The sequence below is a fragment of the Gordonia sp. JH63 genome (assembly GCF_009856645.1).
GTDB classification, from domain to species: Bacteria; Actinomycetota; Actinomycetes; order Mycobacteriales; family Mycobacteriaceae; genus Gordonia; species Gordonia hongkongensis.
In genome coordinates this window covers 1,757,996-1,769,825 of sequence record NZ_CP047235.1, presented here as the reverse complement: position 1 = coordinate 1,769,825, position 11,830 = coordinate 1,757,996, and the positions used below count along the sequence as shown (strand labels likewise).

11 protein-coding genes are annotated in these 11,830 nt (G+C 69.2%); 6 read left to right on the top strand and 5 right to left on the bottom strand.

Annotated elements, in window-relative coordinates; genetic code table 11:
- Nucleotides 1-166: 166 nt before the first annotated feature.
- Nucleotides 167-1,705: a PspC domain-containing protein gene (locus GR168_RS08010; RefSeq protein ID WP_159370471.1), complete on the top strand. Its 1,539-nt coding sequence runs from the start codon at nucleotides 167-169 to the stop codon at nucleotides 1,703-1,705.
- Entirely contained in the window at nucleotides 1,702-1,932 is a 231-nt protein-coding gene (locus GR168_RS08005) for a hypothetical protein (RefSeq protein ID WP_058250687.1), read from the top strand. The genes GR168_RS08010 and GR168_RS08005 overlap by 4 nt, the downstream gene beginning before the upstream one ends.
- Nucleotides 1,933-1,992: 60 nt before the next feature.
- Here the strand turns inward: GR168_RS08005 and guaA are convergent, their stop codons facing one another.
- Complete coding sequence (gene guaA / locus GR168_RS08000; RefSeq protein WP_058250688.1) at nucleotides 1,993-3,540, bottom strand: glutamine-hydrolyzing GMP synthase; 1,548 nt, start codon at nucleotides 3,538-3,540, stop codon at nucleotides 1,993-1,995.
- A gap of 160 nt (nucleotides 3,541-3,700) precedes the next feature.
- On the opposite strand from guaA, the gene GR168_RS07995 reads away from it, so the two are divergent.
- From GR168_RS07995 to GR168_RS07985, 3 genes are read left to right on the top strand one after another with little or no spacing between them, the layout of a single operon-like run.
- Nucleotides 3,701-4,327, top strand: a complete 627-nt coding sequence (locus tag GR168_RS07995) for a biotin transporter BioY (protein WP_159370470.1) — start codon at nucleotides 3,701-3,703, stop codon at nucleotides 4,325-4,327.
- A 22-nt stretch (nucleotides 4,328-4,349) separates the two neighbouring features.
- The gene (locus GR168_RS07990) at nucleotides 4,350-5,024 is read left to right on the top strand and encodes an ABC transporter ATP-binding protein (RefSeq protein WP_159370469.1); all 675 of its coding nucleotides are present in this window, start codon (nucleotides 4,350-4,352) and stop codon (nucleotides 5,022-5,024) included.
- Entirely contained in the window at nucleotides 5,021-5,623 is a 603-nt protein-coding gene (locus GR168_RS07985; protein ID WP_058250690.1) for an energy-coupling factor transporter transmembrane protein EcfT, read from the top strand. The genes GR168_RS07990 and GR168_RS07985 overlap by 4 nt, the downstream gene beginning before the upstream one ends.
- Nucleotides 5,624-5,632: 9 nt before the next feature.
- On the opposite strand, the gene GR168_RS07980 is transcribed toward GR168_RS07985, so the two are convergent.
- The 4 genes from GR168_RS07980 to guaB form a co-directional block, all read right to left on the bottom strand.
- Nucleotides 5,633-6,568 (bottom strand): DUF1731 domain-containing protein, encoded by a 936-nt coding sequence (locus GR168_RS07980; RefSeq protein WP_159370468.1) that lies wholly within the window; start codon nucleotides 6,566-6,568, stop codon nucleotides 5,633-5,635.
- Between the two features lie 95 nt (nucleotides 6,569-6,663).
- Nucleotides 6,664-8,442: a GMC family oxidoreductase gene (locus tag GR168_RS07975; RefSeq protein ID WP_159370467.1), complete on the bottom strand. Its 1,779-nt coding sequence runs from the start codon at nucleotides 8,440-8,442 to the stop codon at nucleotides 6,664-6,666.
- Between the two features lie 54 nt (nucleotides 8,443-8,496).
- On the bottom strand, nucleotides 8,497-9,654 hold the full coding sequence (locus tag GR168_RS07970) for a GuaB3 family IMP dehydrogenase-related protein (protein WP_058250882.1): 1,158 nt from the start codon (nucleotides 9,652-9,654) through the stop codon (nucleotides 8,497-8,499).
- A gap of 87 nt (nucleotides 9,655-9,741) precedes the next feature.
- A complete protein-coding gene (gene guaB, locus GR168_RS07965) occupies nucleotides 9,742-11,253 on the bottom strand; it encodes an IMP dehydrogenase (protein ID WP_159370466.1) in 1,512 nt (503 codons plus the stop codon).
- 146 nt (nucleotides 11,254-11,399) lie between these two features.
- Here guaB and GR168_RS07960 point away from each other — a divergent pair, with 146 nt between their 5' ends.
- The gene (locus tag GR168_RS07960; RefSeq protein ID WP_058250883.1) at nucleotides 11,400-11,789 is read left to right on the top strand and encodes a DUF5319 domain-containing protein; all 390 of its coding nucleotides are present in this window, start codon (nucleotides 11,400-11,402) and stop codon (nucleotides 11,787-11,789) included.
- Nucleotides 11,790-11,830: the final 41 nt, after the last annotated feature.

The window sequence follows — 11,830 nt, the reverse complement described above, 5'->3', positions numbered from 1 at the left end:
CACTCCTCGATCGTCCCATGCGATCGGCTTCGCGACATCGGGGTCAACCCCGGTTCATGCGCCGCGATCTCAGGGTGTGTCCGCTCCGCAGCCCCCGGGCCTCGGGATTCTCCGGGGGACAATTCAGGGGATCACCCGATGTGTCCGGGGCCGGACGGGCGGCACGATGATCGTCATGGACACCAAGGAGTTCCAGCAGCAGATCCAGGGCCTGTGGGCGACCCGTCCGTATCGGCCCGACGATCGGACGATCGCCGGCGTGTGTACCGGCATCGCCGCCCGGTACCGCGTCGACCCGACTCTGGTGAAGGTCGCGTTCGTGGTGGCCGCCTTCTTCGGCGGCAGCGGACTCATCCTCTATCTCGCGGCCTGGGTCGCGTTCCCGGGCGCCGGACGCGCCCGGGCCGATGCGCTCCGTGTCGATTCCTCCCGGGCCGGTCACACCGCGTCGCACAACTCGATGCACGGACTGGGGAATCCGCAGGTGATCCTGCTGGTCGTGCTCGCGATCGTCATCGTCACCTCATTCGGCCCCAATCGCACCTGGGGCTCGGGCGGGCTCGTCGGCGCGATCCTGATGCTCGGCGGCTGGTACCTGCTGTACCTGCGGACCCCGACTCCAGCGGCCGGTACCAGCATCGACACCGCGGCGGTCACCGACATCGTCGTCCCGCCGCCGGCGGCCGGGCAGTTCGAACGGTGGGTGCCGCGCGCGATGAGCCACCCGGCCCCCGGCGCGGTCACCCCCACGGACGGCCCCCAGACCCCAGGAGTATCCATGACCAAAGCACCGGGCACGTCCGCGATCGGCGGGAATCCGGCCACCGAACACCCGGCCACCCCGGCGCCGGGAGTTGAACTGTCGGAGGACCCTTCGAGGCTCGTCGCTAACGCTCCTCACACCTCAGGGAGCGGAGAGAGGGGCGCTGACGCTCCTCACACCTCAGGGAGCGGAGGGCCGAGCGACGTGCAGACCCAGAGCAGTCGAGAACTCGATGCCGACTTCGAGGCGAGTCCACCCGCGTGGGATCCGTTGGGAGCGGCGCGGTTCGCCTGGGATCTGCCCGAGCCGACCCGCCCGGCCGAACCGGCCGTCCGTCGGCACCGACGCTCACCGCTGACCTTGATCGTGGTCGGTCTGGCGACCATCGTGGGTGCGATCGGTGCGGGCCTGCACCAGATGGGTGTCGAGTGGTTCACCGTCCCCCACATCCTGTCGCTCTCCCTCGCCGTGATCGGAGCCGGACTCCTCGTCGCGGCCGTCGTCAAGCGTCGCACCGGCGAGCACAGCACGGGCCTGGCGCCCATCGCGGTCTCTCTCGGTGCCGCGGTCATCGTCACCACCGTGATCTCCGGGGTCAACGGCCTGTCCGGCCCGCTGCCGCCCGGCGGGGTCGGTGACCGCGAGTGGAAGCCGTTGACCGAGAACGACATCCAGGCCGATTACTCACTCGGCATCGGTGAGATGGCCTTGGACCTACGTGCGGTCGACCTCACCGCCGACCGGACCGTACGACTCGAGAGCGGGGTCGGCAAGATCACGGTCCACGTGCCGGAGACCATGAACGTGCGTGCCGACTGCCAGACCGGTGTCGGCGACTACAACTGCCCCACCGGGCTCGACGGCGGACGTGACGGCACCGATGGCCCGGTCCTGCAGATCGAGGCCCGCACCGGATTGGGAGAGGTCGAGGTCCTGCGATGAGCACCGAGATGAACGCTTCCGGCACCGATGACGACCGAGGTTGTGGCGCCACCCATCGCGCTCCCGGTCTGGGGCTGCTCGGACTCGCCGCCCTTGCGGTGGCCGGGTGGGGGCTCGCCGACGGGCCGGCACTGCCCGACGCCGCCGACCTCGGATGGGTCGTCGTCGGGATCGGGCTGCTGGTCGGACTCGTGCTGATCGTGTCCGGCACGCGTTCGCGGCGCTGAGAACCGGCACGCACTGACGAGAGCGGCCGGTGGCAGACGCCACCGGCCGCTCTCGTCAGCTCATTCCCACTCGATGGTGCCCGGCGGCTTGCTCGTCACGTCGAGCACCACCCGGTTGACCTCGGCGACCTCGTTGGTGATGCGGGTGGAGATGATCTCGAGGACCTCGTAGGGCACACGCGTCCAGTCCGCGGTCATCGCGTCCTCGCTCGACACCGGGCGCAGCACGATCGGGTGGCCGTAGGTGCGGCCGTCTCCCTGCACGCCCACACTGCGCACGTCGGCCAGCAACACGACCGGACACTGCCAGATCTGCGAGTCGAGGCCGGCGGCGGTCAGTTCCTCGCGCGCGATCAGGTCGGCCTTGCGTAGCGTCTCCAGTCGGTCGCCGGTCACCTCGCCGACGATGCGGATCGCCAGGCCGGGCCCGGGGAACGGCTGGCGGGCGACGATCTCCTCGGGCAGCCCCAGTTCGCGGCCGACCGCACGCACCTCGTCCTTGAACAGCAGACGCAGCGGTTCCACGAGACTGAACTCGAGGTCGTCGGGCAGACCCCCGACGTTGTGATGACTCTTGATGTTCGCGGTGCCGCTGCCGCCGCCGGACTCGACGACGTCGGGGTACAACGTGCCCTGGACGAGGAAGTCGACCTTCTCCCCCGCCTCGGCCTCCTCGCCGAGGACCTCGCTGACCGCACCCTCGAACGACCGGATGAACTCGCGGCCGATGATCTTGCGCTTGGTCTCGGGGTCGCTGACGCCGGACAGCTCACGCAGGAATGTGTCGGCGGCGTCGACCGTCACCAGCTTCGCCCCGGTCGCGCCGACGAAATCGTGCTGTACCTGTTCGCGTTCTCCGGCGCGCAGGAGACCGTGGTCGACGAAGACACAGGTCAGACGATCGCCGATGGCCCGCTGCACCAGCGCGGCGGCCACCGCGGAATCCACGCCGCCGGAGAGCCCGCAGATGGCCCGCCCGTCACCGATCTGGTCGGCGACCGCGTCGATCAGCGCGTCGGCGATGTTGGCCGCGGTCCAGGTGGCCTCGAGACCGGCGATCTCGTACAGGAAACGGGTGAGGATCTGCTGGCCGTGCGGCGTGTGCAGCACCTCGGGGTGGTACTGCACACCGGCCATCCGGCGCTTCAGGTTCTCGAAGGATGCGACCGGCGCGCCGGGCGTCGACCCGGTGACGGTGAACCCCTCCGGCGGGGACTGGACGGCGTCGTTGTGGCTCATCCAGACCGGCTGGGTGTCCGAGAGACCCTGGTGGAGAACGCCTTCGCCGTTGGTCGTGAACGTCGTCCGGCCGAACTCGCGCCCGCCGGTGTTGGCCACCTCACCGCCCAGCTTGTCCGCCATCGCCTGGAAGCCGTAGCAGATGCCGAAGACCGGGACGTCGAGGTCGAAGAGAGCGGGATCGAGGTCCGGCGCGTCCTCCGCGTACACCGACGACGGTCCGCCCGACAGGATGATCGCGACCGGATCCTTCTCCTGGATCTCCGCGATCGGCGCCTCGTGCGAGATCACCTCCGAGTAGATCCGCGCTTCCCGCACCCGACGCGCGATCAGCTGCGCGTACTGCGCGCCGAAGTCGACGACGAGCACCGGCCGCGGGCCCTCGAGGAAGTCCTCGGGAGAGGACGAGTTCGCAGAAGAAGTGTCTGTCACCGGGCCGAGTCTAGTGGGCGGACCGGCGTCGATACCTGGTCACCCCGCCCGGTGGGTGCGGCTGCGCCGCCGCCGCGTGAAATACTCCGGAATCGACATGACTGCATCGCCGAAATCCCCCAACCGCTGGTCGCTGAGCATCGGCGACCTCACCCAGGCCGCCGTGTTCGCCGCGCTGATCGCCGCGCTCGGCCTGCCCGGGACCATCAACATCGGCACCAGCGGTGTGCCGATCACGTTCCAGTCGCTCGGGGTCATCCTCGCCGGGGCGGTCCTCGGCCCGAGGAAGGACACGCTGGCCGTGGTCATCTTCATGGTGCTGGCGATCGCCGGACTCCCGATCCTCTCGGGCGGACGCAACGGCCTCACCGCGCTGTCCTCCCCGACAGCCGGATACTTCATCGGGTTCCTCCCGGCGGTCATCGTCATCGGGGTGCTGACCGCGATGATGATCTCGACGGGCTCCGAAAAATACCGCGTGTTGTGGGGCATCGGCATCAACGCGCTCGGCGGCATCGTCGTCCTCTACGCGTGTGGGGTGCTCGGCCTGCTGGTGCGGACCGACCTGACACTGTGGGCGGCCATCGCGACCAACGGGTCGTTCATCCCCGGCGACATCGCCAAGTGCGTCATCGCGGCCCTGGTCGCGGCCCAGGTCCACCGCGGCCGGCCGGGCCTCATCGAGCCGTTGCGCGGGCGCCGATCCGGCACCGTGGCCGGCTGACCCTCGCCCCACCCCACCGGCGATGATCGAGTTCACCGACGTCACCCACGCCTACGGCGACCGCGTCGTCCTGCGCGAGGTCTCACTGACGTTGTCGGAGAACCGGATCGGGATCGTCGGCGCCAACGGGAGCGGCAAGTCGACGCTGGCGCGGATGATCAACGCGCTCGTCGTGCCCGATTCCGGGACCGTCATCGTCGACGGGCTCTCGGTCGCGAAGAACAAGCGTGAGGTCCGACGCCGGGTGGGCTTCATCTTCTCCGACCCCGACCGTCAGATCATCATGCCGACGGTCCGCGAGGACATCGAACTGTCGCTTCGCCGAACCGATCTCGACAAGTCGGCGCGCGCCGAGCGCGCCGGCGAGGTACTCGCCCGGTTCGGGCTCGCCGACCACGCGGACCATCCCGCCCAGCGGCTCTCCGGCGGACAGAAGCAGCTCCTCGCCCTGGCGTCGGTGTTCGTGACCGACCCCGCGATCATCGTCGCCGACGAACCCACCACCCTGCTCGACCTGCGCAACACCCGCATGCTCGCCGACGTGTTCGCGACCCTCGACGAGCAAGTCGTCGTCGTCAGCCACGATCTCGACATCCTGGCCGACTTCGACCGTGTCATCGTCGTCGACGAGGGGCGGGTCGTCGTCGACGACGAACCTCGGCCCGCGCTGGCCGCCTACCGCGGGATGATGTCGTGAACGTCCTCGGCGTCTACCGTCCCGGCAACACGCTGCTGCACCGACTGCCCGCGGGCGTCAAGTTCGTCGCGATGGGCGTGGTGATCCTGGTGCTGTCGCTGACGGTCCGGTCGCTCACCGCCCTCGGCATCGCGACGGCCGGGGTCGCGGTCGTTTACGCGCTGGCGGGGATCGGGCCGCGCGAGGCGTGGCGGCAGCTGCGGCCACTGATGTGGTTGCTGCTGTTCATCTTCGCGTTCCAGGTCGTCTTCACCGACTGGCGGCGGGCGGTAATCGTCTGCGGCGTCCTCGCGCTGTCGGTCGCACTCGCCGCGGCCGTCTCGCTGACCACCCGCACGACGGACATGCTCGACACGATCGTCCGTGCGCTCGGCCCCCTGAGACGGCTCGGGGTGCGCGTGGACCTCATCGCGCTCGCGCTGGCACTGACCATCCGGGCGATCCCGCTGATGGTCGAGGTGGTGCGGGAAGTCGACGAGGCGCGCAAGGCGCGCGGGCTCCGGCCCGGTCCACGCATCCTCGTCGCCCCGGTCGTCCTCGCCGCCCTGCGCACCGCCGACGGTTTCGCCGACACCCTCACCGCGCGCGGACTGGACTGAGGCGACCTCTCAGAGCAGATCGGAGAGTGCGTCCTCGAGCCGTGGGAAGCGGAAGTCGAACCCGGCGTCCGCGAGCACATCCGACCGCGCACGGCGCCCCGTGAGTCCGAGGGCCGGGTCCGTGCGCAGCACCACCGCACCGAGTTTGAGCAACCACGCGGGCGTCGGCGGCGCAGGCGGCCGTCCGATCTCCGCGCGCAGCATCGCCATGAGTTCGGAGTTGCGCACCGGATGCGGACTGGCCGCCACGACGACACCGTCGGGCAGCGTCACCGCGTCGTCGACCCGCAGTGCCGCGCGGGCGATCGCGAGCCAGTCGTCGATGTGAATCCAGCTGAACCATTGCCGGCCGTCGCCGACCCGGCCGCCGAGCCCGAACCTCGTGAGCCCCACGAGGCGTCGGATGGCCGGCGAATCAGCATCGAGCACGATCGAGGTGCGCAGCACGGTCAGATGGTCGGTGTTCGCGCCGTCCACCGCCTCCTCCCAGGGCCGTGCGACGCCGGTCATCTGCGGGAGGCCCACCGGGATCGGCGTCGATTCGGTGCACCACAGTTCGCCCGCGTCGCTCCAGATCGCGGTCGTGCTGGACTGCAGCCAGTACGAGATCGGCGTCGTGCGTTCGCGCGATGCGGTGACGAGTGCGCGCGTCGCGTCGACCCGGCTGTCCCGCAGTGCCGCGATGTTCTCGGCGCTGGGGCGGCAATCCACGAGCTTGCCCGCGAGGTTGACCACCGCCGTCGGACGGTTCGCGGTCAGCGCTTCGGCCCAGTTGCCCTGGGTCCTGCCGTCCCAGACCACCTGTTCGAACGGCGACGACGGATCGATCCTCCGCGTCAGGATGACCGGATGATGCCCACGCGCGGCGAGATCGGTCGCCAGATGCGTTCCCAGCGAACCACTTCCGCCCGCCAACACCACGGTCAGCGGTTCTGTCCCCGACATGCGTCTCCCCCGTTCGGCACTGGACGACGACACTACCCGCCGACGCCGCCGACCGGGGTCACGTGCTCACAGGGCGGGTGATCGGCGCACCGACGCTACGAGATCCGTTGAGCCGTCAGTGGAGTGGCCGGGACGACCGGGGTGATCGGCAGCCGCAGGGCGCCGGGTGCGTCGGCCGGCACCACCGGGGACGTCGGCGTCGCAGGCTCGATGCGGCGATACGGCTCGCCCTGGACAGGACGCCGGTCCTGTTCGCCCTTGTTCGGCCACAGTGCCGCCGCGCGTTCCGCCTGCGCACAGATCGTCAGCGACGGATTGACGCCGAGGTTCGCCGACACCGACGCACCGTCCGCGATGTGCAACGTCGGGTAGTTCCACACGCGCTGGTAGGGATCGATGACGCCGTTGTCCGGGTCGTCGGAGATCGCGCACCCGCCGAGATAGTGCGCGGTGAGCGGCATGTTGACGATGTCGCCCCAGGTCCCGCCGGCGACGCCGCCGTCGAGTTTCGCCGCGATACGGCGAGTTGCCTCGTTGCCCTTGGGAATCCACGTCGGATTCGGCTCACCGTGGCCCTGTTTGCTGGTGACGTACCGCACCGGTCCGCGCTTGCGCACGAAGGTGGTCAGCGAGTTGTTGTTGTTCTGCATGACCAGGGCGATCACGGTCCGCTCGCTCCACTGTCGCACCACGAGCAACCGCACCAGCAGGAACGGGTTGCGGGCGACCTGACGCAGGAACTGCCCGAACCGATTGCGCCGGGACCCGCCGTCGGTGAGCAGGGTCTGCAGGTACGCGATCGCGTTGGAGCCCTTGCCGTATCGCACCGGTTCGATGTGCGTGTTCGGCTCGGGATAGAACGACGAAGTGATCGCGACGCCGCGCGAGTAGTCGTTCTCCGGGTCGATCCGCGACCCCATCGCACCCAGGATCGACTCCGAGTTGGTGCGCGTGAGCCGACCCATCGCGTCCGAGATCTGCGGCAGCGTACCGAGTTTCGCGTGGTGTAGCAGTCGTTGGGTGTTGAACGTGCCGGCCGCCAGGATGACCTGGCCCGCCGTGATCGTGTGTCGACGGCGTCCGAGCGGACCCCACGACGACGAGTGATGCGTGCCCACCTCCCAGACACCGTCGGCGCGCTGCCGCAGCGAGTCCACCGTGGTCCGGTCGATGATGGTGGCGCCGTGGCGTTCCGCGAGGCCGAGATAGTTCTTCAGCAGGGTGTTCTTGGCACCCACCCGGCATCCGGTCATGCACGCGCCGCACTCGGTGCAAGCGGTTCGGGCCGGACCCGCACCGCCGAAGTACGGGTCGGCGACGGTCTCGCCGGGCGCCCCGGACAGACCGGTCTTCGCACCGAAGAACACACCGACCGGTGTCGGGGTCACCGTGTCCCCGACACCCATCTCGGCGGCGACTTCGGCGACCACGCGGTCGGACGCGGTGACCGTCGGGTTGGTGACCACCCCGAGCATCCGCCGGGCCTGGTCGTAGTACGGGCTGAGCTCGTCCTCCCAGTCGGTGATGTGATTCCACTGCGGATCGGTGAAGAACGGCGTCGGGGGCTTGTAGAGCGTGTTGGCGTAGTTGAGCGAGCCGCCGCCGACGCCCGCCCCGGCGAGGATCATCACGTCCTTCAGGGCGTGGATGCGTTGGATGCCGTACAGGCCCAGCTTCGGTGCCCACAACCACCGGTTGAGGCGCCAGCTGGTCTTGGCGAAGTCCTCATCCTCGAACCGACGACCGGCCTCGACCACGCCGACGCGGTACCCCTTCTCCACGAGCCGCAACGCACTCACGCTGCCGCCGAACCCGGAGCCGACGATCAGAACGTCGAAGTCGGTGGCGTGTTCTGTCGACTTGTCGAATCCCATGCCGAACATACTAACGCGCATTGTCACATAAAGAGACCCAGGTCACCCTAACTATCAGCCGCGGACGGACAACCCCACGCGCTGGAATTCCTTGAGGTCGCAGTAACCGGCCTTCGCCATGGCCCGACGCAGTGCGCCGACGACGTTCAGCTCGCCGTACGGGTCGTCGGAGGGGCCGTAGAGGACCCGCTCGAGACTCGGTCGGTCCTCGCCCGCGGCGACCTGCAGGAGGGCGCCGCGCGGGGTGTCGGGGTGAGCAGCGGCCGACGGCCAGTACCACCCGTTGCCCGGCGCGGAACTCGTTGCGGCGAGCGAGGTTCCGAGGACCGCGGCGTCGGCTCCACAGGCGATCGCCTTGACGATGTCGCCCGAGCTGTGGATGTCGCCGTCGGCGATGACGTGGACGTAGCGACCGCCGGTCTCGTCCAGGTAGTCGCGACGCGCGGCGGCGGCGTCGGCGATGGCGGTGGCCATCGGCACACCGATGCCGAGCACCTCGCCCGTCGTGGTGGCTCCCGCGGCGGAACCGTAGCCGACGATCACGCCCGCGGCACCCGTCCGCATCAGGTGCAGCGCGGTGCGGTGGTCGTGCACGCCGCCCGCGATGACCGGTACGTCGAGATCGGCGATGAAGGTCTTCAGGTTCAGCGGTTCCCGCTGCGTGCCGTCGGCATCGACCTGCGCCACGTGCTCCGCCGAGATGATCGTGCCGTGCACCACCAGGATCTCCACCCCGGCGGCCAGCAGCGCCGGGGTCAGCTCGGGTGCGTGCTGCGGGCTGACGCGGACGGCCGTGGTGACCCCCGCGTCGCGGACCTGGGCCACGGCCTCGCCGAGCAACCCGCTGTCGAGCGGGGCCGAGTGGAGTTGCTGCAGGTGTCGAACCGCCGCATAGGGATCCGGGTCCTCCGCCGCGATGGCGACGAGTTCGGCGATCTTCGCCTCGACATCGCGGTGACGGGCCCACAGCCCCTCACCGTTCAGGACGCCGAGCGCGCCGAGCTTGCCCAGTTCGATCGCGACCGACGGCGACACCAGGGCATCCGTCGGGTGGCTCAGGATCGGCGAGGAGAACCGGTAGGCATCGATCTGCCATGCGGTGGAGACGTCCTTGGACGAACGGGTCCGACGGGACGGGACGATGCTGATGTCCCCCAGCTCGTAGGTCCGTCGGGCTGTCCGGCCCATGCCGATTTCGACGAGGTCACGCACCACTGCGCCTTTCTGCGGAGTTCAGCTGCACAACGACCCTACGGCCTGGCCCGCCGGACGAGTCCGGCGGGAACGACCTCGGGGAGTTCAGCGGGAATAGTAGTTGGGTGCCTCTGCGGTCAGCGTGATGTCGTGCGGGTGGGATTCCTTCAGGCCGGCCGCGGTGATCTGGACGAACCGCGCGGTCTGCAGATCCGGGATCGTCGACGCGCCGGTGTAGCCCATCGCGGCACGAAGGCCGCCGACGAGCTGATGTATCACCTGCGACAGCGGACCGCGGAACGGCACCCGTCCCTCGATGCCCTCGGGAACCAGCTTCTCCTCTTTGAGGACGTCGTCCTGGAAGTAGCGGTCCTTGGAGTACGACTTCGCCTGTCCGCGACCCTGCATCGCACCCAGCGAACCCATGCCGCGGTAGCTCTTGAACTGCTTGCCGTTGACCAGGACCAGCTCGCCGGGGGCCTCGGCGGTGCCGGCGAGGAGCGAACCGAGCATCGCGGTCGACGCCCCCGCCGCGAGGGCCTTGGCGATGTCGCCGGAGTACTGCAGACCACCGTCGGCGATCACGGGCACTCCCGCCTTCTGACAGACCGCCACGGCTTCGAGGATGGCGGTGATCTGCGGGGCACCGACACCCGCCACGACGCGGGTGGTGCAGATCGAGCCCGGTCCGACGCCGACCTTCACCGCATCGGCGCCGGCGTCGACGAGGGCCTGCGCGGCCTCGCGGGTCGCGACGTTGCCGCCGACCACATCCACCCGATCGCCGACCTCGGCCTTCAACTTGGCCACCATGTCGAGCACGAGCCGGTTGTGCGCGTGGGCGGTGTCGACGATGATCACGTCGGCCCCGGCGTCGGCCAACGCCATCGCCCGGTCCCACTGCGGGTCACCGGTGCCGACGGCCGCCCCGACGAGCAACCGTCCGTCGGAGTCCTTGGTCGCCAGCGGATGCTGTTCGGTCTTGACGAAGTCCTTGACGGTGATGAGTCCGGTCAGGCGACCGTTGCCGTCGACGATCGGCAGCTTCTCGATCTTGTGCCGGCGGAGCAGTCCCAGCGCGGCCTCTGCGGAGACGCCCTCCTGGGCGGTGATGAGCGGGGCCTTGGTCATCACCTCGGCGACCGGACGGCTCTGGTCGACCTCGAACCGCATGTCGCGGTTGGTGATGATGCCGACGAGCTCACCCTTGTCGTCGACCACCGGAAGGCCGGAGATGCGGTAGCGCGCACACATGGCGTCCACCTCGGCGAGCGTGTGCGTGGGGGTGCACGTCACCGGATCGGTGACCATGCCCGCCTCGGACCGCTTGACGGTCTCGACCTGACCGGCCTGGTCCTCGATCGACAGATTGCGGTGGAGGACACCCATACCCCCGGCGCGCGCCATCGCGATCGCCATCCGGGACTCGGTCACGGTGTCCATCGCCGAACTCACCAGCGGGACCCGCAGCGTCACGTTCTTGGTCACCCGCGACGAGGTGTCGACCTCGCTGGGTATCACGTCCGACGCCGAGGGCAGCAACAGGACGTCGTCGAAGGTCAGGCCGAGCATCGCGACCTTGCCGGGATCGTCTCCACCGGTACGAACAGCAGTCATCGGACCATGGTATCGAGTCCCTTGTTGCGGCGATCGTCACACAGGAGTCTTCGCGCCGATGAGGTCGCCCGACCCACTCTCAACAGGTGCGCTCGACCGGTGAACGCCTGCGGCGCGCGCACCCGCGGATCGGCTACGGTGGTGTGGTGCGTGACCACCTGCCACCCGGCCTCCCGCCGGATCCGTTCGCCGACGATCCCAGCGATCCCGCATCCGCATTGGACAGCGTGGAGCCGGGTATCCCGTTGGACGAGAACGAGCGGCTCGCGGTCGAGGAAGATCTCGCCGATCTCGCACTCTACGAGGCCTTGCTGGCCAATCGCGGTGTACGCGGCCTGGTCGTCGTGTGCGAGGACTGCCGCGAGGACCACTACCACGACTGGGACATGTTGCGCGCCAACCTGATCCAGCTTCTCATCGACGGCACCGTCCGGCCGCACGAGCCCGCGGTGGATCCCCGTCCGGACGCCTACGTCACGTGGGATTACTGCCGCGGTTACGCCGACGCCCGTAGTCATCTCGACGACGAGCGCTGACCCTCCACGGACGCAGCGGTAACTGTCGCCGACTCTCCGGC

Coding starts and splice junctions, on each gene's coding strand:
- GR168_RS08010 (WP_159370471.1), top strand. CDS start 167: ATGATCGTCATGGACACCAAGGAGTTCCAGCAGCAGATCCAGGGCCTG.
- GR168_RS08005 (WP_058250687.1), top strand. CDS start 1,702: ATGAGCACCGAGATGAACGCTTCCGGCACCGATGACGACCGAGGTTGT.
- GR168_RS07995 (WP_159370470.1), top strand. CDS start 3,701: ATGACTGCATCGCCGAAATCCCCCAACCGCTGGTCGCTGAGCATCGGC.
- GR168_RS07990 (WP_159370469.1), top strand. CDS start 4,350: ATGATCGAGTTCACCGACGTCACCCACGCCTACGGCGACCGCGTCGTC.
- GR168_RS07980 (WP_159370468.1), bottom strand. CDS start 6,568: ATGTCGGGGACAGAACCGCTGACCGTGGTGTTGGCGGGCGGAAGTGGT.
- GR168_RS07975 (WP_159370467.1), bottom strand. CDS start 8,442: ATGGGATTCGACAAGTCGACAGAACACGCCACCGACTTCGACGTTCTG.
- guaB (WP_159370466.1), bottom strand. CDS start 11,253: ATGACTGCTGTTCGTACCGGTGGAGACGATCCCGGCAAGGTCGCGATG.